The sequence below is a fragment of the Streptomyces sp. NPDC030296 genome, assembly GCF_055572815.1.
Map to the genome: position 1 here is coordinate 280,193 of NZ_JBVICQ010000001.1, position 22,130 is coordinate 302,322.

Annotated in this window: 20 protein-coding genes and 2 tRNA genes; 4 read left to right on the forward strand and 18 right to left on the reverse strand. The window is 70.6% G+C overall.

Annotation, left to right across the window (positions count from 1 at the left end; all coding sequences use genetic code 11):
• The first annotated feature begins 378 nt into the window (after window positions 1-378).
• Window positions 379-1,761, forward strand: a complete 1,383-nt coding sequence (locus tag ACZ4Z3_RS01165; protein ID WP_468499078.1) for a cytochrome b/b6 domain-containing protein — start codon at window positions 379-381, stop codon at window positions 1,759-1,761.
• Entirely contained in the window at window positions 1,758-3,374 is a 1,617-nt protein-coding gene (locus ACZ4Z3_RS01170) for an NADH-ubiquinone oxidoreductase-F iron-sulfur binding region domain-containing protein (protein ID WP_468499079.1), read from the forward strand. The genes ACZ4Z3_RS01165 and ACZ4Z3_RS01170 overlap by 4 nt, the downstream gene beginning before the upstream one ends.
• Before the next feature lie 177 nt (window positions 3,375-3,551).
• On the opposite strand, the gene ACZ4Z3_RS01175 is transcribed toward ACZ4Z3_RS01170, so the two are convergent.
• The 9 genes from ACZ4Z3_RS01175 to ACZ4Z3_RS01215 all read right to left on the reverse strand — a co-directional run bounded on the left by ACZ4Z3_RS01175 (window position 3,552) and on the right by ACZ4Z3_RS01215 (window position 8,986).
• Window positions 3,552-3,624 (reverse strand) — tRNA-Ala (locus ACZ4Z3_RS01175).
• 147 nt (window positions 3,625-3,771) lie between these two features.
• Window positions 3,772-4,005: a hypothetical protein gene (locus tag ACZ4Z3_RS01180; protein ID WP_005479297.1), complete on the reverse strand. Its 234-nt coding sequence runs from the start codon at window positions 4,003-4,005 to the stop codon at window positions 3,772-3,774.
• A gap of 397 nt (window positions 4,006-4,402) precedes the next feature.
• A tRNA-Ala gene (locus ACZ4Z3_RS01185) sits at window positions 4,403-4,475 on the reverse strand.
• A 131-nt stretch (window positions 4,476-4,606) separates the two neighbouring features.
• Window positions 4,607-5,275: a histidine phosphatase family protein gene (locus ACZ4Z3_RS01190; RefSeq protein ID WP_468499080.1), complete on the reverse strand. Its 669-nt coding sequence runs from the start codon at window positions 5,273-5,275 to the stop codon at window positions 4,607-4,609.
• Window positions 5,272-5,718, reverse strand: a complete 447-nt coding sequence (gene rsfS / locus ACZ4Z3_RS01195) for a ribosome silencing factor (protein WP_055540605.1) — start codon at window positions 5,716-5,718, stop codon at window positions 5,272-5,274. The genes ACZ4Z3_RS01190 and rsfS overlap by 4 nt, the downstream gene beginning before the upstream one ends.
• A gap of 164 nt (window positions 5,719-5,882) precedes the next feature.
• A complete protein-coding gene (locus tag ACZ4Z3_RS01200; protein ID WP_468499081.1) occupies window positions 5,883-7,730 on the reverse strand; it encodes an LCP family protein in 1,848 nt (615 codons plus the stop codon).
• 16 nt (window positions 7,731-7,746) lie between these two features.
• The gene (gene nadD, locus ACZ4Z3_RS01205; RefSeq protein WP_468499082.1) at window positions 7,747-8,466 is read right to left on the reverse strand and encodes a nicotinate-nucleotide adenylyltransferase; all 720 of its coding nucleotides are present in this window, start codon (window positions 8,464-8,466) and stop codon (window positions 7,747-7,749) included.
• 58 nt (window positions 8,467-8,524) lie between these two features.
• Window positions 8,525-8,692, reverse strand: a complete 168-nt coding sequence (locus tag ACZ4Z3_RS01210; RefSeq protein ID WP_099964502.1) for a hypothetical protein — start codon at window positions 8,690-8,692, stop codon at window positions 8,525-8,527.
• 123 nt (window positions 8,693-8,815) lie between these two features.
• On the reverse strand, window positions 8,816-8,986 hold the full coding sequence (locus tag ACZ4Z3_RS01215) for a hypothetical protein (protein WP_468499083.1): 171 nt from the start codon (window positions 8,984-8,986) through the stop codon (window positions 8,816-8,818).
• A gap of 98 nt (window positions 8,987-9,084) precedes the next feature.
• Here ACZ4Z3_RS01215 and ACZ4Z3_RS01220 point away from each other — a divergent pair, with 98 nt between their 5' ends.
• Entirely contained in the window at window positions 9,085-10,212 is a 1,128-nt protein-coding gene (locus ACZ4Z3_RS01220) for a M48 family metallopeptidase (protein WP_468499084.1), read from the forward strand.
• A 112-nt stretch (window positions 10,213-10,324) separates the two neighbouring features.
• On the opposite strand, the gene ACZ4Z3_RS01225 is transcribed toward ACZ4Z3_RS01220, so the two are convergent.
• The 5 genes from ACZ4Z3_RS01225 to proB form a co-directional block, all read right to left on the reverse strand.
• Entirely contained in the window at window positions 10,325-11,395 is a 1,071-nt protein-coding gene (locus ACZ4Z3_RS01225; RefSeq protein ID WP_468499085.1) for an SCO2583 family membrane protein, read from the reverse strand.
• A gap of 101 nt (window positions 11,396-11,496) precedes the next feature.
• Complete coding sequence (locus ACZ4Z3_RS01230; RefSeq protein ID WP_468499086.1) at window positions 11,497-12,069, reverse strand: SCO2584 family spore wall biosynthesis protein; 573 nt, start codon at window positions 12,067-12,069, stop codon at window positions 11,497-11,499.
• Between the two features lie 158 nt (window positions 12,070-12,227).
• A complete protein-coding gene (locus ACZ4Z3_RS01235) occupies window positions 12,228-13,514 on the reverse strand; it encodes a glutamate-5-semialdehyde dehydrogenase (protein WP_468499087.1) in 1,287 nt (428 codons plus the stop codon).
• Between the two features lie 105 nt (window positions 13,515-13,619).
• Entirely contained in the window at window positions 13,620-14,084 is a 465-nt protein-coding gene (locus ACZ4Z3_RS01240) for a hypothetical protein (RefSeq protein WP_468499511.1), read from the reverse strand.
• A gap of 161 nt (window positions 14,085-14,245) precedes the next feature.
• Window positions 14,246-15,352, reverse strand: a complete 1,107-nt coding sequence (gene proB, locus ACZ4Z3_RS01245; protein ID WP_055716061.1) for a glutamate 5-kinase — start codon at window positions 15,350-15,352, stop codon at window positions 14,246-14,248.
• A 389-nt stretch (window positions 15,353-15,741) separates the two neighbouring features.
• Here proB and ACZ4Z3_RS01250 point away from each other — a divergent pair, with 389 nt between their 5' ends.
• Complete coding sequence (locus tag ACZ4Z3_RS01250) at window positions 15,742-17,811, forward strand: hypothetical protein (protein WP_468499088.1); 2,070 nt, start codon at window positions 15,742-15,744, stop codon at window positions 17,809-17,811.
• A 522-nt stretch (window positions 17,812-18,333) separates the two neighbouring features.
• Here ACZ4Z3_RS01250 and obgE read toward each other — a convergent pair.
• The 4 genes from obgE to ACZ4Z3_RS01270 all read right to left on the reverse strand — a co-directional run bounded on the left by obgE (window position 18,334) and on the right by ACZ4Z3_RS01270 (window position 22,049).
• Window positions 18,334-19,770 (reverse strand): GTPase ObgE, encoded by a 1,437-nt coding sequence (gene obgE / locus ACZ4Z3_RS01255; protein WP_468499089.1) that lies wholly within the window; start codon window positions 19,768-19,770, stop codon window positions 18,334-18,336.
• Window positions 19,771-19,910: 140 nt separating this feature from the next.
• Entirely contained in the window at window positions 19,911-20,165 is a 255-nt protein-coding gene (gene rpmA / locus ACZ4Z3_RS01260) for a 50S ribosomal protein L27 (RefSeq protein WP_055515300.1), read from the reverse strand.
• Between the two features lie 14 nt (window positions 20,166-20,179).
• Window positions 20,180-20,500 carry a 50S ribosomal protein L21 gene (gene rplU / locus ACZ4Z3_RS01265; RefSeq protein WP_004931419.1) on the reverse strand — a complete coding sequence of 107 codons (321 nt, stop codon included), beginning with the start codon at window positions 20,498-20,500 and terminating at the stop codon, window positions 20,180-20,182.
• Window positions 20,501-20,702: 202 nt separating this feature from the next.
• Window positions 20,703-22,049, reverse strand: a complete 1,347-nt coding sequence (locus ACZ4Z3_RS01270) for a phospholipase D-like domain-containing protein (RefSeq protein WP_468499090.1) — start codon at window positions 22,047-22,049, stop codon at window positions 20,703-20,705.
• Window positions 22,050-22,130: the final 81 nt, after the last annotated feature.

Sequence of the window (22,130 nt, forward strand, 5' to 3'; positions counted from 1 at the left end):
AAAATCCCCTCGCACAGGAGGGGACGCCGCGCCGATTCCGACCACGCCGTTCATCGGCGGTCGGGACTGATCAGCGCGGCTCGCTAAGCAGAAGGCGTACGGCACGCATGGGCTCAGGGTACCCCAGGGCCCACAGCCGTCGCGACGAGGTTCCGGGCTGTCATCGAACGGGACCAGCGGTGTGTCAGCCACCGGATCCGGCCAAAAAAGTTGAACAAAGTTCAAATCTTACTTCGCGTAACAACCACTAAGGGACATCACCGATGTGAGATTGACCCTTGATAACAGCGCAATAACTCAAACCACCTACTGCTCGGTTTGGCACCACTTACAGTTCGACGACGGGACCGCTTTCCCGAACTGTTCGGAGTTGCCCCCATGAACCCTCGTCGCAGTAACAGCACGCTGCCCCAGACCGGCCGTTCGGCCTACGGGATCGCGACCGCTGCCGCTCTGCTGCTGATACCCGTAAGTGTGCTGGTCGGAGGTGACGCGTACCGTGAGTTCCTCGACTTCGGCGCGGGCGTCCTCTCGCTGGTGTCGCTGACCCTGTCGGTGCTCTGGGGGCTCGTCGCCCAGGACCGCACCCTGCTCAGCGTGCGCCAGCGGATCATCGGCCAGGCCGTCCACCGGACGACCGCCATCGCGTCGGTCGCGTTCCTCGTCCTCCACGTCACCGTCAAGCTGGCGCTGGACCACGTCTCCGCGATCGCCCTGTTCCCCTTCGCCCTCGGCGTGACGGGTACGGGCGCACTCATCGGCTTCGGCGCGACCGCCGCGTCCCTGATGATCTTCGTCGCCATCACCGGCGCACTGCGCAGCAACTTCGCCTCCCCGGCGGAGACCGCGGCGCGCTGGCGGGCGATGCACATGCTGGCCTACGCGGCCTGGTGTTTCGCGCTCGTGCACGGACTCTACGCGGGTCGCGAAGCCAAGCCGATCTTCGTCACCCTCTACTCGCTGGGTCTGATCGCGGTGGCCGCGGCGCTGCTGCTGCGGGCGGCCCCCCGTTCGGTGAAGCGGCAGTTCATCGAGCGCATCACGGCCGTCCTGGGCACCGACGGCCAGCGGCCCCCCGAGGTCGAGGAGCTCGTCAAGTCCCGGGCCGCCCGCCAGGACCCGGGCGGGCGCCGCGAGGACGGACCGCGCGAGTCCCGGCAGCGGGACGCCGGGCAGTCGCAGCGGGACACCGGGGCGTTCCCCCTGCCGGGCTTCGGCGGCCAGGCCCCGGGCCCCACGCTGGGCGACAGCCTCGTCCCCCCGCCCCGCACGGGCGCGTCGGCCGACGGCCCCGGCTTCGCGGCGGCCTACCGCGCCGTGTCGATGACACCGCGCTCCCCGGAACCGACGGCGCCCTACCTGACCCAGCAGCAGCCCCCGCTGGACATGCAGCCCACGCAGGCCATGCCCCGTCTGGACGACGGTCCGGCCACGGGCACGCGCTGGCCGTCCCCGTCCCCGCCGCCGGTCGGCGAGGCACCCCCGTCGTCGTACGACCCGATGCAGGACACCTTCGCCGGGCAGCCCCTGGCCGGCCAGACCCTCGGCGGACAGGCGTACCCGGGCCAGACGTACCAGGGTGAGGCGTACCCCACGGGGGTCCCGGAAAGTTCCTACGGAACCGCTGAGACGAACGCCCCCTACGGCACGTACAACCCGAACGACACGTACAACAGCGGTCCCGCCACTGAAACGCTGCCCGGATACGACCAGCCGGGCTCAGGCGAACCCTGGAACGCGCCTTCCGGAGGCTTTAAGTGAACGAGGCCCTTCCCGACGTCCCCGAAGTCCGTGTGGTGGGGCTCCCCCAGCTCACCTCGGGCTTCGACCTCGTCGAGAGACTCGATCTCCCCATGCACCTGAAGGTGCACGGTCCGCTCGAACCCATGGGCGGGGAGCAGTTGGCCCAGCTCTCCGAGCGGATCAATCTGAAGGGCAGGGGCGGCGCGGGCTTCCCGTTCCACAAGAAGCTGCGCTCGGTCGCCGAGTCGGCGATCAAGCGCGGCATCCGGCCCGTCGTGGTCGTCAACGGCAGTGAGGACGAACCCGCCTGCCGCAAGGACACGGTGCTGATCAACCGTGCCCCGCACCTCATCCTGGACGGCGCCCTGCTGGTCGCGGAGGCCCTGGGCGCCCGCCAGCTGGTCGTCGGGGTGACACGTGAATCCACCCAGCGGTCGATGGAGGCCGCCCTCGCCGAGCGCGGCCTCGGCAACCGGCGCGGCGCGGCGATCCGCGCGAGCGTGCAGCGCAATCCGGTCCGCATGGTCACGGGCGCGGCCGCCTCGCTGATCCGTTCCATCGACGGGGGCCCGGCGATCCCGCCCGGCCGCAAGACCAGCGCGTCCAAGAGCGGTGTCGGAGGCGCGCCGACCCTGCTCTCGAACGCGGAGACCTTCGCCCAGCTCGCCATCGGCGCCCGCATCGGCGCCGAGCGGTACGGCAACACCGGCCTGTACGACGAGCCGGGCACCGTCATGCTCACCGTCTCCGGCGCGGTCGCCCGGCCCATGGTGATCGAGGCCCCGACCGGCGTGCCGCTGCGCTACATCCTGCAGCTCGCCGGCGCGCCGCCGGTCCCGCAGGGTGTGCTGACGGGCGGCTACCACGGCAAGTGGATCGACGCGGCGACGGTCAACGAGGCGGTGGTCTCCCGCAACTCCCTGGACGCGGTGGGCGGTGCGCTCGGCGCGGGCGCGATCCTGCCGATCAGCCAGGACACCTGCCCGCTCGGCGAGTCGCTCCAGGTCGCCAAGTGGCTCGCCGAGGAGAGCGCGGGACAGTGCGGCCCCTGCTACCTCGGTCTGCCGGCCGCCGCGCGCGGCATGGAGGACATCCTCAACGGCGGCGGACCGGCCGCCCTGGAGGCCCTCAAGCAGGTCGCCAAGAACGTCAAGCGGCGCGGGGCGTGTTCGCACCCCGACGGCTCCGCGATGTTCCTGGAGTCGACCATCAAGGCCTTCACCGACGACCTCGCCGCCCATGTCCTCGGCAACGGCTGCGGGCGGCCCGTGGAAGGTGTCCTGCCGCTGTTCGAGGGCGGCAGGGGACCCACGGGCCTCCCGGGCGGCGCGGGTCAGGAGGAGTCCGGCGCGAGCCGCCAGAAGATCTTCGTCGACTGGACGCTGTGCCGGGGGCACGGCCTGTGCGCGGACATCCTCCCGGAGGTCTTCCAGCTGGGCGCCGACGGCTTCCCCACGGTCGCCCAGGCGAAGGTCCCGCAGTACGCCGAGGCGAAGGCGCTGCGCGCGGTGCGGCGCTGCCCGGCGCTGGCCCTGCGCATCGAGGAGGACACCCGGGGCAACGCCCCGTCCCGCAACCTCCCGGTCCTCTCCCAGGGCCGCGGCCGCCGGGCTCTGGGCAGCGGCCGCTGAGACCCCGCTGAAGCGACGCGAGGGCGGGCCACCCCGGTACGGGGGCGGCCCGCCCTTTTCCGTCCCCCTGGCCACCGTCACAGGCGCTCTCAGGCCCCGTCACACGGCCGGTGGCCGGCACCACGAAACATCGTCAACAACATGAAGACCCCGTCCACTTGGACGGGGTCTTGTCTGTGGAGCTAAGGAGAATTGAACTCCTGACCTCCTGCATGCCATGCAGGCGCTCTACCAACTGAGCTATAGCCCCTTGCTGTTTCCGCCGGGTTCCCCCGGCGACATCGCCAACTTTACCGGTCCCCGCGCCGACCACCAAATCCTTTCCGGCCGGGGCACCTTATGGGCGATTTCAGCACATTACACCCGTTGCCGAGACGTCGAGTTGGCGTCGGGCCGCTCAGGCGGTCACGAACGAGTAGAAACGCTTGAGCGTGCAGTGCTCCTCGAGGAGCCGGCCGTAGATCGGCTCGCCCTCGAGCTCGCGGTACGTCTCGATGGGGTCGCCTTTTATGATCAGCGCCCGTGCGCATTCCTCGCACCAGTACTGGTAGTCGGCGTTGACGGGTTCCATGTCGCGGACGATCGGGGTGCCGCTGCCGCACCAGTCGCATTTCCTCCTGTGTGCGCCCATCGATCAGCTCCAGCTGTGGCCGCAGGCCGTGCACACGTAGGAAATACCTCCGTTGTCACCGAGTACTTGGGCAACGTGGAGCGAGCCGCAGGAAGGGCACAGGAGGGTGGTCTTGCTCCGCATCATCACAGCGGCGGGAAGGTCGTGGACCTTCCCGCGGATGCTCGCAGGCATCGCTTCTCCCTCCCGTCGGGCCGCGCCCCCTTCCGGCCGTTTGATTCTGCCACGGCCGGACCAATACGGTCAGCGACGCCTTCGTACCAGTCCGGACTCGCGGCGGGAAAGAAGGTCGTCCGCAGAGGTATACGCCCGTGGGGCGCCCCGCGCTCAAGGAGGTCACGGATCTCACACGAAAAATCCCGCCCCCTGCCGGGAACGGGATCTTCTGTCCGATTTGTGGAGCTAAGGAGAATTGAACTCCTGACCTCCTGCATGCCATGCAGGCGCTCTACCAACTGAGCTATAGCCCCTTGCCCCATGCGGCCGAAGCCGTATGGTGTTTCGCCCCGCTCGGCGGGGCGAACAAGAAGAACTTTAGCCTGCGACCTGCCGGAAAGTGAAATCCGGGCCGCGGCCCCGCCGCCGGGGGCCCGCGCGCCGCTCAGTCGTCGTCGCCGAGCACCGGCTCGGGGAGGGTGCCGGCGTTGTGCTCCAGCAGACGCCAGCCGCGGGCGCCCTCGCCGAGGACGGACCAGCAGCAGTTGGAGAGGCCGCCGAGGCTCTCCCAGTACTGCGGCTCCAGGCCGAGCAGGCGCCCGATGGTGGTGCGGATGGTGCCGCCGTGGCTGGTGACCACGAGGGTGCCGTTCTCCGGGAGCTTGTCGGCGTGCCGGAGCACCACGGGGGCGGCGCGGTCGGCGACCTCGGTCTCCAGTTCACCGCCGCCGCGACGGACCGCCTCGCCGCGCTTCCACGCGCCGTACTCCTCGCCGTACCGGGCGATGATCTCGTCGTGCGTGAGGCCCTGCCACACGCCCGCGTACGTCTCCCGCAGGCCCTCGTCGTGCGCGACCTCCAGGCCGGTGAGCGCGGCCAGCTCGGCGGCCGTCCGCGCGGCGCGCCGAAGGTCGGAGGCGACGATCGCGTCGGGCTTGAGGGAGGCGAGCAGCCGGGCGGCGCGGCGCGCCTGGCCGAGGCCGGTCTCGGTGAGCTCGACGTCGGTGGTGCCCTGGAAACGGCGCTCCACGTTCCACGAGGTCTGGCCGTGCCGCCACAGGATGATCCGGCGCCCGCGGCCCTTGCTGTCGGCCTGCTCGGCCCCCTGGGTCATCGCAGCTCCCCGCCCAGCTCGGCGGCCTCCTCGGCGGCCTGGAGCTTCGCGTGCTCCGCGGCCTTGCCCTTGGTGGCCTGCGCGTCGGCGGGCAGCTCCAGCTCGGGGCAGTCCTTCCAGAGCCGCTCCAGGGCGTAGAAGACGCGCTCCTCGCTGTGCTGGACGTGCACGACGATGTCGACGTAGTCCAGCAGCACCCAGCGGGCCTCGCGGTCGCCCTCACGGCGGACCGGCTTGGCGCCGAGCTCCTTGTTCAGCCGCTCCTCGATCTCGTCGACGATCGACTTGACCTGGCGGTCGTTGGGCGCGGAGGCGAGCAGGAAGGCGTCCGTGATGGAGAGCACATCGCTGACGTCGTACGCGATGATGTCGTGCGCGAGCTTGTCGGCGGCCGCCTGTGCGGCGGTGTGGATGAGCTCGAGGGAGCGGTCGGTGGCGGTCACTACATGGCTTTCCGTAGGCGGTCAGGAACCCTCACGGGCTACGACAAGGGTCTCACGGACCGCCGACACAGCCCCACGGGTTAAGCGATCAGGCCCCGGAACGCCGCCGTCGAGGCGGCTCCGGGGCCTGATCGCGATCGCTGCCGATCCGAGGGGGGTGAAGGTCAGCCGGTGGTCCCGGTCGTACCCGTAGTACCCGTAGTACTTGTGGCACCCGTGGTGCCGGTCGTACCCGTAGTACCCGCGCCCGTGGTCCCCGTAGTACCCGTGCCGCTCGTGCCCGTCGGGTCCGTCGTCTCGTAGTTCCGGCCGAGGACGACGGTGACGTCGGCGTTGGACGTGGTCTCGCCCTTCTTGACGGCGCTCGCGGGGAGGCCGAGGGTCTTGGCGACCTCGACGGCGTCCTGCTTGCGGGCCGCGTCGGAGTAGAGCACCCGGGAGGTGGCCGAGGCGGTGCCGACGGTGCCGGCGTCGAGGAAGGTGTAGCCGCCGTTGAGCAGGGCCACCCGGGCCTGTTCGGTGGCGTCCTTCTCGCCGGTGGCGTTGCGGATGCCGACCCAGACGGTGTCCCCGGCCTCGGGGCTCCTGGCGGTGCCGCCGAGCAGCTTCTTGACCACGCTGTCGGAGTCCTCGGCGCTGAGGGTGCCGTCCTGCTGGACGGGGAGCAGTTCGGACGTGTAGTCGCCGCCCTTGGCGCGGTCGGCGAGCTTGGCGAGGAACGCGCCGAGATCCTTCTCGCCGAGCGACGGGTCGAGGATCTGGCCGAGGGTCTGCACGGTGACCGTGGCCGCCTGGGCGTCGGAGGACAGCTTGCGCAGCACCCCCTGCATGACCTGCCCGAACCGCTTCAGCTGGGCGTCCTGCGACTCGCCGGAGGCCCTGTAGGTGGCGTACGCGACGGCCATCTTGCCGCTGAGCGTCTGGTTCTCGCCCTTGGTGACGAGGGGCGCCTCGCCCTTCTTCGCCTCCGGGTCCGGTACCGAGGTGTCGGTGTCGAGGTCGATGTTGCCGACGAGTTCGACGAGGTTGCTCAAGAAGGGGGTGTCCAGGCGCCAGGTGCCCTCGATGTCGGTGCCGAGGACGGTGTCGAGTTCCTCGCGGGTGCCGGCGGAGCCGTCGTCCTCGACGGACTTGGCGAGCGTGGTCGTGGTGCCGTCGTCGCCGGTGAGGGCGAGGGAGTTGGGCAGCAGGACGGCCGCGCCCCGCTTGGTGGTGGTGTTGTCGACGAGCAGCGCCGTGGAGGTGCCGCCCTTCTTGGTGTCGTGCAGGTGGACGGCGATGACGTCGCGCTTCTGGGCGCCCGCGGCGGTCGTCGTGCCGGTCTTCTGGCCGGAGGAGGAGCCGGGCAGCACGCCCGCGAACCACAGGTAGCCGACGCCGCCGACCGCGACCAGCGCAAGCACGACCACGAGGGCGATCATGCGGCTCTTGGCGCGCCGCTTGGCCTCCTCACGGCGCTCGGTGCGGTTCTCGGTGAAGTTCAGCCAGTCGATGACGTCCTCGGAGTCGCCGTCGGGCTGGTCGACGAAGGCGAACTGCTCGGTGCGGTACTCCGGGTCGCCGGTTTCCGCGCCGGTCTCGGGACCGCCGTCCTCGGCGGTCTCCTGCGGGCCCGTCTGCTGCGGGATGTGGGCGGTCTGCTCGGTGACCGGGGCCTGAAGGCCGGTGACCGCGGTCTGCTCGTACGGGTCGTACGAGTCGTAGGGGTCGTACGCGGGTGCCGGTGCCTGCTGGCCCGTGTCGTAGGCGGTGCCGTAGCCCTGGGCGGGCTGCTGCTGGACCTGGCCGGTCGCGTACGGGTCGTACCCGTAGCCCTGTCCGTACCCGCCCTGTCCGTAGTGCTGGCCGTAATCCTGGCCGTAGCCCTGCTGCTGCCCGTAGGGGTCGTACGTCTGTTGCTGAGGCACCTGCTGGGGGGGCGCCTGTCGGTACACCGGCTGTCCGAACTCGTCATAGCCGACGAGTTCGTACGGCTGGTCGCCCCCGTGGCCAGCGTCGTATCGGTCGTTCACCGGTGCCCCTCTCGGCTCACTCGCCGCGGTACAGCTGCCGCTTGTCGATGTAGCGCACCACTCCGTCCGGCACCAGATACCAGACGGGGTCGCCCTTCGCGACCCTCGCACGGCAGTCGGTGGACGAGATGGCCAGCGCCGGAACCTCAACGAGCGTGACCCCGCCCGCGGGCAGGCCGGGGTCGGCCAAAGTGTGGCCGGGACGGGTGACCCCGATGAAGTGCGCGAGGGAGAACAGCTCCTCGGCGTCGCGCCAGGTGAGGATCTGGCCGAGCGCGTCGGCGCCCGTGATGAAGAAGAGGTCCGTGTCCGGGTTGAGTTCGTGCAGCTCGCGCAGGGTGTCGATGGTGTACGTGGGGCCCTTGCGGTCGACGTCGATGCGGCTGACGGAGAACTGGGGGTTCTCGGCCGTCGCGATGACCGTCATCAGGTACCGGTCCTCGGCGGCCGACACCGTGCGGTGGGACTTCTGCCAGGGCTGGCCGGTCGGTACGAACACGACCTCGTCGAGACCGAACTGCGCGGCGACCTCCTGGGCCGCGACGAGGTGCCCGTGGTGGATCGGGTCGAACGTCCCGCCCATGACGCCGAGGCGCCTGCGCCCCGTCGGCTTCGTGTTCGACGGGGTGTCTTCCGGTGCCGTGCCGGTGCTGTCGGCCCGGCCGCCGGTGGTCTCGTTCGCCTGGTCGTTCGCCGTGTCGTGCTCCGGACCGGTAGGCGGTTCCTGCTCTCCCATGCGTCGAGACACTACCGGCCCGGCGGACACACTCTGTTCGAATGACCTTTTGCCCGGATCAGCGGTCCCGGTTGAAGCGCGTGGTGATCCACAGCAGCAGGAGCAGGGCGAAGAGGGCTCCGCCGCCGGTCAGGTAGGGGCTGAGACTCTCGTGGTTGCCGCCGTGCTCCCCGCCGCCCTCGGCGGCGAAAGTGACCAAGTCGGCAGCGGTGCTGTGGAAGCTCATCGTCGGCAGGACCTATCCGTGTGGGATCGGGATAAAGACTCGGCCCATCGTAAGCGGGGGCCGCGTCGGCGATCACGCCGACTCCGCCCCTGAATGAACGGACGGGGCTCCGTCTCCGTACCGTCAGTCGTCCCGCTTGTATCCGCGCAGGAGGAACCAGGCCGTCAGGACCGACCCCAGGACCATCACGATCAGCACCACACGCAGCAGGTTTCCCGCGCCCTGCTCCTTGGCGGCGGCGCCCGCGGCCTCGGTGAACCAGGGGGCCACCGTGACATGGGGGAGATGCTCCATGAGATCGCTCCTTACGGTTGATGCCCTGCCACGGTAACTCCGCCTAGGCTGGTCTCCGCTTCGGGGGCAATATGGGCAATCAAACGCATGGGGGAAACATGCCGGACGACAGCCACGAGCAGAACGGGCACGAGAACGTGCCGAGCAGGCAGCGCAGGCGCTTCGAGGGAATCTCCTCGCGGGCGTACGAACACCCCGCGGACCGCTCGGCGCTGGTGGCGCTGCGCAAGCTCAGCGGCTTCGACACGGTGTTCAAGGCACTCAGCGGTCTGCTGCCCGAGCGCAGCCTCAGGCTGCTGTTCCTGTCCGACTCCGTACGGGTCTCGGACCAGCAGTTCGCGCACCTCAACGACATGCTGCGGGACGCCTGTTACATCCTGGACCTGGAGAAGGTCCCGCCGATGTACGTCAACCAGGACCCGCAGCCCAACGCGATGTGCATCGGCCTGGACGAGCCGATCATCGTCGTCACGACCGGGCTCGTCGAGCTGCTCGACGAGGAGGAGATGCGGGCCGTCATCGGGCACGAGGTGGGCCACGCCCTCTCCGGCCACTCGGTGTACCGCACGATCCTGCTGTTCCTGACGAGCCTCGCGCTGAAGGTCGCCTGGATCCCGCTGGGCAACCTCGCGATCATGGCGATCGTGACCGCGCTGCGGGAGTGGTTCCGCAAGTCGGAGCTGTCCGCCGACCGTGCCGGGCTGCTGGTCGGCCAGGATCTGAAGGCCTCGATGCGCGGTCTGATGAAGATCGCGGGCGGCAACCACCTGCACGAGATGAACGTCGACGCGTTCCTCGCGCAGGCCGAGGAGTACGAGGCCGGGGGCGACCTGCGCGACTCCGTGCTGAAGATCCTCAATGTGCTGCCCCGGTCGCACCCCTTCACCACCGTGCGCGCGGCCGAGCTGAAGAAGTGGGCGGAGTCCCGCGACTTCCAGCGGATCATGGACGGCCACTACCCGCGGCGCAGCGAGGACAAGGACACCTCGGTGACCGACTCCTTCCGTGAGTCGGCGGAGCACTACACGAGCCATGTGAAGAGCTCCAAGGACCCGCTGATGAAGCTGGTCACGGACATCGCGGGCGGCGCGGGCGACCTCGGCGGCCGGGTGCGGCGCGGCTTCAGCGGCTTCGCCAACGGCGGCGGCTCGGCGTCGGGCGGCACGGCGTCGGGCGGCGGTACGACCACGGACACCACCGACGACAGGCGCCCGGACGACGAGTGACGCGGCGGACACCGCCGGTGCGCTGAGAGCGCCCGGCCCGGAGGTTCCCCTCCGGGCCGGGCGCTTCGTCATGGTCAGACCTTCGGCATGGGTCACATAGTCGACGTCGTGGTCACACCTTCGGCTGGGCGCTCTGGGCCAGGGAGCCGCACAGGGCCGTGGCGCCGCCGGTGGCGTACGGGTCGGTGCCGGCCGGGCCGCCGGCCTTGTCCCGCTGGCCGGCGAGCAGCGGCCGCAGATGGTTCGTGGCGTCGTCGGCGCAGGCCAGCGGCCCGGCCTGGACGTAGGAGACGACGACCTCGGCCTGGCGGGTGCGCAGGTCGTCCTGGTCGAAGCGGAAGTGCAGCTCGCGCCGCACGGTGAACAGGGACGCCTCGGCCCCGGCACGGGGGCCCGCCGGGCGCAGTGCGTACACGAAGGTGTGCGCGGCGACGACCTCCAGGGTGCCGGAGTCGAGCTCCGCCGCCTGGAGGGTGCCCTGGACGCGGATCCTGGTGTCGGCGAGCTGGGCGCGGGAGGGGTCGAAGCGGACCAGCCAGCCGGTGGGCGCGTGGCGTCCGTCGGCGGTGGGGTGGTCGAAGCTCTGGTCGAACTGGTCGAGCTGGTCGGAGTCGAGCAGCCGTCGTACCGGCTCGACGGTGGTGCCGGCGAGCACCTGCGGGTCGAGCGCGGAGGCGACCAGGTACTCCTTGGCGACGATCAGCGAGGTGACGACCTGGCTGTCGGAGAAGTGCTCGGTGCGGCGGGTGGCCGGCATCGTGATGCCGTCGGCGCCGGTGCGGAAGTGGGCGGCGGGACTGTTGTCGTACAGCCTTTCGGGGTCGGCGGCGCCCGGGACAGGTGCCTGGGGAGCCAGCGGGATCACGGTCATCCGCAGCGGCTCGGTGGGAGTCGTGGCCCGGGGTTGGTACGGATGGCGGACGCCCATGTAGATGGCGGTGCCGAAGGCGACGGCGATCAGCAGGACGAGGACCAGTGCCTGCCGGGAGAAGCCACGGCGCACGGGCGGGCGGCGGCGGACGGCGGGGGCGTGGTCGGTGAGGCGTTCCTGGGCGGAGAACTCCTGGAGACGGGCAGCGCGAACGAACGATTCGTCGAACACGACGGATCGGTATTCGTCCTCGCCTCCACCGCCGGGGGTGCCCTCGGGTGTCCCCTCGGGTGGGTCTCCAGGCCCGCCCATACCTTCAGGGTAGGTCTGCCGGAGCTCCGATAAACGCCGAGGTGCGCGACAACTTGTGACAGGTTCTCACCAGGTTTTCGAACGTCTCGTCGAAGCGGCTGTCAGGGTCGGCGCGGGTCCGCCGAGGCCGCCGGCTGGGAGTAGTCCGCGGAGGCTGAGGGACCGGCCGAGGTGCCCTGTTCGACTCCGGTGGTGGCGGGGGGCGGGACCTCGTCGCCGCGGCTGGAGGAGGCGCCCCGGTAGACGGCGGTGAAGGCCAGGGCGACCATGCCGATGCCCATGACCAGGGCGAGGAGCCAGGCGACGGGGCGGTGCCAGCGGGTCTGCTTGCCGTAGGGCCCGTCGGGGCCGAAGCGGCCCTCCAGGATCTCGGGGTCGTCCAGATCGTCGAGGTCGTGGCCGAAGTCCGGGCCGTCGGCGAAGCCGTCGTCGTAGTCGTCGCCCCGGGGGCCTCTGGAGTGGGCCCTGCGGGCCTCCGCCTCCTGGGCCGCGGCACGGGCCTCCGCGGCGGCGAGCAGCCGCTCGACCGCGGTCGGCTCATGGACCACGGCCGCCCGTACGAAGTCCTCGTCGAAGACCACGGAGGCGAACTCTTCGTCCATACCTCCGCGGTCGCGGTCGTCGTCGGGCTCCCAGCCGTCAGGGAACGGCGTGCCCCCCACGTCCTCCGGCACGGATCCAGAGTAGACCGGGGTGGTCAATTTGGGCAGACGGTAAGGAAATTCATCCGTTCTGCTCAGCGGGTCACCGGTCGTTCCCCGGGAAGGGACCGGCGCCCCACGAGGCGCGTACGCCCCGCCGGGCGCCGTACGCGCCGGGTGTCGGCCGGATGTCAGCGGCGTACGTGCCCGTCGCCCGTGACGATGTACTTGGTGCTGGTCATCTCGGGCAGGCCCATCGGGCCGCGGGCGTGCAGCTTCTGGGTGGAGATGCCGATCTCCGCGCCGAAGCCGAACTGACCGCCGTCGGTGAAGCGGGTGGAGGCGTTGACGGCGACGGTCGTGGAGTCCACCAACTGGGTGAAGCGGCGGGCGGCCTGCTGGGAGGTCGTCACGATCGCCTCGGTGTGCCCGGAGCTCCACAGCCGGATGTGCTCCACGGCCCGGTCCAGCGAGTCGACGACGGCGGCGGCGATGTCGTACGAGAGGTACTCGGTCTCCCAGTCCTCCGTGGTGGCCTCGACGACCGTGGCACGGGTCTCCTTGGCATACGCGAGGACGCGCTCGTCGCCGTGGACGGTGACGCCGGCGTCGGCGAGGGCGTCCAGGGCGCGGGGCAGGAACTCGGGCGCGATGTCCTGGTGGACCAGGAGGGTCTCGGCGGCGTTGCAGACGCTGACCCGCTGGGCCTTGGAGTTGATCAGGATCTCGACCGCCGTGTCGAGGTCGGCATTGGCGTCGACGTAGACATGGCAGTTGCCGGTGCCGGTCTCGATCACCGGGACGGTGGACTCCTCGACGACCGTGCGGATCAGGGAGGCGCCGCCGCGCGGGATGAGCACGTCGACCAGGCCGCGGGCGCGCATCAGCTCGCGCACGGAGTCACGACTCTCGCCGGGGACGAGCTGGATGGCGTCGGCGGGCAGCCCGGCGCCGCCGACGGCGTCGCGCAGGACGCGGACGAGGGCGGTGTTGGACTCGTAGGCGGAGGACGAGCCGCGCAGCAGGACCGCGTTGCCCGACTTCAGGCAGAGGGCGGCGGCGTCGACGGTGACGTTCGGGCGGGCCTCGTAGATGATGCCGACGACACCGAGCGGGACGCGGACCTGGCGCAGGTCGATGCCGTTCGGCAGGGTCGAGCCTCGGACGACCTCGCCGACCGGGTCGGGCAGCGCGGCGACGTCGCGCACATCGGCGGCGATCGCCCGGATCCGCTCGGGGGTGAGCGTCAGCCGGTCGATGACCGACTCGCTGGTGCCGGCCTCACGGGCGCGCTCGATGTCCTTGGCGTTGGCCTCGACGACCTCACTCGTACGGACTTCCAGCGCGTCGGCGATGGCGAGCAGCGCGTCGTCCTTGTCGGCGCGCGGGAGCGGCGCGAGGTCGGCGGCGGCGGCCTTGGCGCGATAGGCGGCCCGGGTGACCGGGGACATGGAGTCGTACGGCGAAAGCGTGGTCATAAAGGAAGGGTAGTGCGCCGCGGGAGACGGCCCCAGTCGCCGTCCCACAAGCCGAGACGCCCCCGGCCGCGCCCCCGCGCGGCGCGCCCTAAGTCGTGTCCGGCCCTAGTAGGGGTGGACGCCTACGCGGGCCGCCGGTGGGGGGCCGCAGCCCTCGGCGACGCGCTGGTGGTAGGTCTGGCGGTCGATGACCTCCAGGCCGACGATCTCCCACGGCGGCAGTCCGGCCGTGCGGCGGTGCTCGCCCCACAGGCGCAGGGCGACGGCGGCCGCGTCATGGAGGTCGCGGGCCTCCTCCCAGTAGCGGATCTCGGCGTGGTCGTTGGCATAGCGGCTGGTCAGCAGGAAGGGATGGTCGTGGGCGAGCTGTTCCAGGCCGCGCCGCACCTCCTTCAGCGGGGCCTCGGGCCCGGAGACGCTCAGCGTGACGTGCCACAGCCGGGGCAGGTCCTGCGGCTCCTCGGCGCCGCCCTCGTACGCGTCCGAGGAGGTGACGCTGGTGAGCGTCCGCTCCTCGCCTGCCGCACGGGAGGTACCACCACCACGGGACGCCGTGGCCCCGGGGCGCACTCGTCTCACGACGGCCTCCTTCGCAACGATGCGGGCTTCGCATGGGGTGGTGCGGAATGCCCCTGGGACAAAGTTGAGCAGGCTCAAGGGCTCCATGGGGCGGTTTTACGGAACGCGCACCGGCGCGGGCCCTGCTGCGGCACCCTTCGCGGGGCGGCTGGTCAGGGGTGCAGGAGCACCAGGTCGTCCCTGTGTACGACCTCTCGTTCGTACGCGGGACCCAGCTCGCGCGCCAGTTCCCGGGTCGAGCGGCCGATCAGCTGGGGGATCTCCTTGGCGTCGAAATTGACCAGCCCGCGGGCCACGGCCCGGCCCGCTCCGTCGCGCAGCTCGACCGGGTCCCCGGCGCTGAAGTCGCCGTCGACGGCCGCGATGCCGGCCGGCAGCAGCGACTTGCGGCGCTCGACGACCGCTCGCACGGCGCCGTCGTCCAGGGTGAGCGCGCCCTGCGGGGTGGACGCGTGCTGGAGCCACAGCAGCCGGTCGGCGGAGCGTTTCCCGGTGGGGTGGAAGTAGGTGCCGGTGTCACGGCCGGCGAGGGCGTCCGCGGCGTGGATGGCGCTGGTCAGGACCACGGGGATACCCGCGCCCGTGGCGATCCCGGCCGCCTCGACCTTGGTGACCATGCCGCCGGTGCCGACGCCGGCCTTGCCCGCGCTGCCGATCTCCACGTGCGCGAGGTCCTCGGGACCCCGTACCTCCGCTATCCGCGAGGTGCCCGGCCTGCTGGGGTCGCCGTCGTACACGCCGTCGACGTCCGAGAGCAGGACCAGCAGGTCGGCGCGGACGAGGTGGGCGACGAGGGCGGCGAGACGGTCGTTGTCACCGAAGCGGATCTCGTCCGTGGCAACCGTGTCGTTCTCGTTGACGACGGGCAGCGCGCCCATCGCGAGGAGCTTGTCGAGGGTGCGGGAGGCGTTGCGGTGGTGGGAGCGACGGCTCATGTCGTCGGAGGTGAGGAGCACCTGGCCGACGCGGATGCCGTAGCGGGCGCAGGAGGCCGTGTAGCGGGCCACCAGGAGACCCTGGCCGACGCTGGCGGCGGCCTGCTGCCGGGCGAGGTCCTTGGGGCGGCGGCGCAGGCCCAGCGGCGCGAGCCCGGCGGCGATGGCACCGGACGAGACGAGGACGATCTCCCGCTCTCCCCCACTGCGGGCCTTGGCGAGGACGTCCACCAAGGCGTCCACCCGGTCCGCGTCGAGGCCCCCGGAGGCCGTCGTCAGCGACGAGGAGCCCACCTTGACGACGATCCGGTGGGCTTGCGCCACTCCCTGCCTTGCCGCTGACACCTGTATCCCCAATGTTCCGAACCAGCCCGGTGTGTGCAGTGCGCAATCTACGGGAGCGGCCGGGCCGGACGCGTCCTCATTTCGAGGGGCGGACGGCACACGTCCACCCGGTCCGGCGCGGAGCCCTCACGGGGCGGGACGTGAGAAACACCTCGGCTTTCCGGGCGATATGCCCGATTGCTGGTGACTGATCTCACGGGAGATTGCTCCTCGACCGCCCTAGGTCATACGGTCAGGATCGGCCTTCCTCATCTCGCGCGGCATTCCTGGGTCGGAAGGCGCCCGGGGGTGCACGCACCGTGGCGGGCCACCCCCACTACTCTCATTCCCCCCTTCCGTCCGTCGCACCCTCCGCAGGAGCCCCGCCCGTGCCCTCCGCAGGCCTCGTACCCCGCCGCGTCGTGCAGCTGTCAGCGCTGTTCGCGATGTTCGCGCTCTTCACGGTCCAGATCGTCTCCGCGCTGCTGCCGAACATTCCCCTGTTCGTCGCCGCCGGCGCGGCGGGCCTCGTCCTGGACACGTATCTGCAGTACCGGGACCCCGGACTCCTCGCGCTGCTGGGCAAGGTCCGCTTCGACGCGCTGGTGCGCCAGCTGCTGCGCGACATGCTGATCCTGGTGGGCCTGCTGCGCATCGACGGCATCGACCCGCTGCGCGAGCAGGCACCCCTGCTGGTCGGCCTGTGCCTCTTCTACGCGGTGCACTTCGCCTGCCAGGGCGTCTCCGTGCTGGTCCGCCGCACCCGGACGCTGCCGATCGTCACGCGCAACATCGACGCCTCCGCGCTGCGCCTGACCGCCGCCCCGCCGCGCATCCTGGCCCGCCGCCAGGCCCACCGGCTGCTGACCTTCTCGCTGCCGATCACCGCCGGTCTGCTGACCACGGCGGCCACGAAGGACGCCACCTGGGGCGGTCTCGGCCTCGGCTTCGGCCTCACCCTCCTCGTCGGGGGCACGGCGTACCTGGCGACCTGGCTGCTGCCCAAGAAGCGGGCGAAGAGCGAGCAGCAGGTCATGGAGTGGCTGGACGCCTGGCTGGAGCGCTACCAGCCGACCGTCGCCATGTACTTCTCCGGCGGCACGACCTCGGCGTACCAGGCGAACATGTGGCTCTCCACGCTGTCCCAGCTGGACAAGCCGCTGATCGTGCTGCGTGAGCGCTTCATGGTCCAGAAGATCGACGCGACCGACGTCCCGATCATCTGCTTCCCGAAGGTCGCGACGATGTTCTCCCTGGAGAACTCGACCCTGAAGATGATGCTGCACCCGGCGAACGCCGCGAAGACCTCCCAGGTGCTGCGCATCCCCACCATCAAGCACGCCTTCATCAACCACGGCGAGAGCGACAAGCTGTCCTCCTGCAACCCGTACGCGAAGGCGTACGACGAGGTGTGGGTCGCCGGTCCCGCCGCGCGCGAGCGGTACGCGCTCGCCGAGGTCGGTGTCGAGGACAAGGACATCGTCGAGGTGGGCCGCCCGCAGCTGGCCCCGATCCGCCCGTACGCGGGCCCGCCGACCGGCACGTACACGACCGTCCTGTACGCCCCCACCTGGGAGGGCTGGGACGGCAACCCCGGCAACACCTCGGTGGTCCTGGCCGGTGAGAACATCGTCCGCGCGCTGCTCGCCGACGACAGGGTCCGGCTGCTGTACAAGCCGCACCCGATGACCGGCTCGGTCGACCCGCGCGCGGGCGCCGCGAACGAGCGCATCAAGGCGATGATCCGCGAGGCCAACACGAAGCGGTCGGGGGCGCGGCCGGGTGCCGAGGCCGCCGAGGAGCTGGCGCGCCGCACGGCCGAGCTGGACAGGCTGACGTCGACGTCGTTCCGGCCCAGCGCGGACGAGATGGAGCGGATGCTGCTCCAGGGCACGCCGAGCGGTGACCGTGAGGCGGCCATCGCCGAGGCCACGCTGGCCTGGGAAAGGGCGTACTGGGCGTCGTTCCCGGAGTGGGAGCACTTGATCATCACCGAGGCCCGGCCGGCGATCTTCGCCTGCTTCAACGCGTCCGACCTGCTCATCAGCGATGTCTCGTCGGTGGTGTCGGACTGGTTGTCCAGCGAGAAGCCGTACGCCGTGGGCAACACCTCCGGGCTGCCGGAGGCGGCGTTCCGCGCGGCGTTCCCGACCGTGTCGGCGGGTGTCGTGATCACGCCGGACGCGCGTGAGGTGCCGGGGCTGCTGGACGCGGTGCGCAACCCGGAGAAGGACCACTTCACCAAGGCCCGCGCCGACCTCAAGGAGCAGCTGCTCGGTCCGTCGGACCCGCCGTCCATCGTCCGGTTCGGCGCGGCCGTCCGGACGCTCTGCGCCAAGGCAGACGACCGCCGGGTCCGTATGGAGTCCCGCCTCGCCAACGAGATCCCCTCCCCGCGCGAGTCCCGGGACGAGGTGATGGCGGAGGGCGAGGCCACCGACGCGGAGGCGCTCCGCTAGGTTCCGCCGAAAAGGGCCTCCGGGGTGAGACTCCGGGGGCCCTTTGCTGTTGCCGAGGGTGGGGGTGGGTTCCGTCTGCCGGGCCTTGGGGGTGCGGTGCGCCCAGGAACTCGGGGGTGCGCGTCGTGCGGCGGCTGCGGGTGCGTTGTGGTTCGTCGCGCAGTTCCCCGCGCCCCTTGGGGGGCTGGCCCCCGGCTTCGCAAGGGTGCCGTGGGGACGGTTGTCCCGTCACGACATGCCCCCGCACGCCGCAGCAGCCCGCCCGCGAGGGCACAGGGCTCGCCCCTGCCCCCGCGAGTCGCACCTGCCCGCTCAGGCCGCACGTGCCCCCTCGGGTCGCGCCTGGCCCCTCAGGCCGCCGCCCCCTCGGGCCGCGTCCGTCCCGTCGGGCAGCCACCGGGCCTCGGGCCGCCCCCCGCCCTCTCGGGTCGTACGTGTCCTCTCGGGTGTCGCCCGCCCCGTCGGGCAGCAGCCCCTGCCCCCTCGGGCCGCATCTGCCCCCTCAGGCCGTACGTGCCCCCTTTAGAAGGGCTCGAAGTCGTCGTACGCCTGGTCGAGTTCGTCGCGTTCCGCCTGGCGGTCGCGGCGGCGTTGGACGGCGGGGCGGGCCTCTTCGAAGCGGTGGTCCTCGCCGCGGCGGCCGAGCATCTCCGCGCCGGCCGTGACGGACGGCTCCCAGTCGAAGACGACCGCGTTGTCCTCGGGGCCGATGGCGACGCCGTCGCCGGAGCGGGCGCCCGCCTTCATCAGCTCGTCCTCGACGCCGAGCCGGTTCAGACGGTCGGCGAGGTAGCCCACCGCCTCGTCGTTGTTGAAGTCGGTCTGGCGCACCCAGCGCTCCGGCTTCTCGCCGCGCACCCGGAAGAGACCGTCCTCCTCGCGCGTGACGGTGAAGCCCGCGTCGTCGACCGCCTTCGGGCGGATGACGATCCGGGTCGCCTCCTCCTTCGGCTTGGCGGCCCGCGCCTTGCCGACGAGGTCCGCGAGGGCGAAGGACAGCTCCTTCAGCCCCGTGTGGGCGACCGCGGACACCTCGAAGACCCGGTAGCCGCGGGCCTCCAGGTCCGGCCGCACCATCTCGGCGAGGTCCTTGCCGTCGGGCACGTCGATCTTGTTGAGGACGACGATGCGCGGCCGGTTGTCGAGCCCGCCGTACTCCTTCAGCTCCTCCTCGATGATGTCGAGGTCGGAGACGGGGTCGCGGTCGGACTCCAGCGTCGCCGTGTCCAGGACATGGACGAGGACGCTGCAGCGCTCCACGTGCCGGAGGAACTCCAGGCCGAGACCCTTGCCCTGGCTGGCGCCGGGGATCAGACCCGGCACGTCGGCGATCGTGTAGACCGTCGAGCCGGCCGTCACCACGCCCAGGTTGGGGACGAGGGTCGTGAACGGATAGTCCGCGATCTTCGGCTTGGCGGCGCTCAGCACCGAGATCAGCGAGGACTTGCCCGCGCTCGGGTAACCGACCAGCGCCACATCGGCGACGGTCTTCAGCTCCAGGACGATGTCGCGCAGGTCCCCCGGCTCACCGAGCAGCGCGAAACCGGGCGCCTTGCGGCGGGCGGAGGCGAGGGCCGCGTTGCCGAGGCCGCCCCGGCCGCCCTGCGCGGCGACGAAGGAGGTGCCGTGGCCGACGAGGTCGGCGAGGACGTTGCCCTGCTTGTCGAGAACCACCGTGCCGTCCGGTACGGACAGGACGAGGTCCTGGCCGTCCTTGCCTGAGCGGTTGCCACCCTCGCCCGGCTTGCCGTTGGTGGCCTTGCGGTGCGGGGAGTGGTGGTACTCGAGCAGCGTGGTGACGGACTGGTCCACGGTGAGGATCACATCGCCGCCGCGGCCGCCGTTGCCCCCGTCGGGGCCGCCCAGCGGCTTGAACTTCTCACGGTGGACGGAGGCACAGCCGTGGCCTCCGTTACCCGCGGCGACATGCAGCTCGACGCGGTCCACGAAGGTGGTCATGGTGGGTGCCTCCAGTTACGCGCAATGCGTGGTGTACGGAATTGTCTTAGCTGTAACACGTCAAAGGCGGACCCGCTTCCCGTACGGGAAGTGAGGTCCGCCTCGACGAAATCGCTCTACGGAAGCCCTGGTCGGAAGACTCAGGCGACCGGAACGATGTTCACGACCTTGCGGCCACGGCTGGTGCCGAACTGCACCGCACCGGCGTTCAGCGCGAACAGCGTGTCGTCGCCACCACGGCCGACGCCCGCGCCGGGGTGGAAGTGGGTGCCACGCTGGCGGACCAGGATCTCACCCGCGCTCACGACCTGACCGCCGAAGCGCTTCACGCCGAGCCGCTGGGCATTCGAGTCGCGACCGTTCCGGGTGGACGATGCGCCCTTCTTGTGTGCCATGTCTTCTCAGTCCCTTACTTCGCAGCCGCGGGGATCTCAGTGACCTTGATCGCCGTGTACTGCTGGCGGTGGCCCTGACGACGGCGGTAGCCGGTCTTGTTCTTGTAGCGCAGAATGTCGATCTTCTGGCCCTTGTGGTGGTCCACGACCTCGGCCTGGACCTTGATGCCGGCCAGCACCCACGGGTCGCTGGTCACAGCGTCGCCGTCGACAACGAGCAGGGTCGAGAGCTCGACCGTGTCGCCAACCTTGGCGGTGGAAATCTTGTCAACCTCAACGATGTCGCCGACAGCAACCTTGTGCTGGCGACCACCGCTGCGCACGATGGCGTACACGCGGATCTCACTCTCTCGCTCGGGAACGGCACCCCCGCAGTCCAGCCACCCGACATGCGTGCGGCCTCTCCCGAGGCGCCCGGCGCCCGGAAGGATGAGGTTTACGGGGATGTGGCGCGTCTGCTTACGGACACGCCGACGGTCAAGGTTACGGGGCGACGCTCGAACGGGTCAAACCGAGCCCCGCCCGGCGCCCGTGGCCTCACCGGGTCGGCTTCTCGCCGTCCGCCGGCAGCGGCTTCACTCCCTTACAGAGGTCCGTGGTGTCGGACTTGCCCGGATGGGCGACCTTGATCACCTGGTCGAAGTGGGCCTTGTACATGTCGTGCACGGCGTCGTCGTCGACCTTGACGATCGACTCGTCGTTCTCGCGCAGCGCGGGACCGGTGTAGTTCCCGGACCCGGTGAAGCTGATCTTGTTGCGCACCCCGTCGTACGCGCCGTCCACCAGGATGTACTTGGAGTGGATGATGTACGGCGTGGTCAGCTTCTGCCCCGGGTTCAGCGGGTCCCGGTCGTCGTTGTAGCAGCGCACGGTCGGCCCGCCGGAGGTGTGCATCTTCTCCCAGGTGCCCGGCGTGCCGCCCGAACTCTTGGCGCTGTCCGACTCGGCGTACACGATGCTCACGTTGCAGCCGGCCTTCTTCAGCGCGACCAGCTTCTCGGCGATCGCCATCCGCGTGATCTTGAAGATCGCCACCCGTACCCACGTCTTCCGGGTGACCCCGGCGGTGTCCTTGTAGGAGCACTGCACGTTGTTGAGCACCGAGTACACGCTGTCGGTGGCCCGTGTGCTCCCCGCCCGGGGGAAGAAGTAGGCCTTGTACAGGCCGTTGCTGACGGTCCGGTACTCCCAGCCCGCCCAGTCCCGGCCCACCATCGTGTCGAAGTAGTCCGCGTAGGCGTCGTACATCGTCGGGTTGTTCGGCAGCAGCAGCGCGTCGTTGAAGAACTTGGTGTGCGCGGAGGGCGTCGAGTTCGAGGTCGTCTGCACGACGACGTTCGTTGCGCCCTCGACCGCCGAGAACAGCCAGAACTTGTTGTGCATGATCGACTGCCCGTACTTCGGGTCGCCGAGGCAGGACCTGTCGACGGGGCAGGTCGCGATGTACGAGCCCTTCGTGCGGTCGGTGCCGAGCGCGGCGACGAGGCTGCCGTACGCGGTGTTGGCGGGGCGGTCGCTGACGCTCGACTCGTCCAGCAGTACCTGGACGTTGACGCCCCGGTCCTTGGCGGCGACGAGCGCGTCGACGACGGGCGCCTCCCACACGTGGTAGACGGCGACCTTGATGGTGGAGCCGGGCAGCGCGGCCGCCGTCAGGTCGATGAGACGCGTACGTATCGCGAGTTGCTCGCTCTCCTCGCCCAACGGGTCGTTGAAGACGGGCCCTTCGGTCCAGGTGGGGGCGGCCTGCGCGGTTCCGGCGGAGACCGCGGTCTGCACCCCGGCCGCCGACAGGACCGTGGCCAGCGCCAGCGCCTTGCGCGCGGCCCCGGCCGGCCCCCCAGGGCGGTGCCGCCTCGTGCTCGTCAGGCGCACACGCGCCATGCGATCCCCTCCCCGTTCCCCGCTCACGGTCCCGGGTGCTCGCCCCCGCAGGCGGACCGTGCGTCGAGGTAGTGCTTCAAC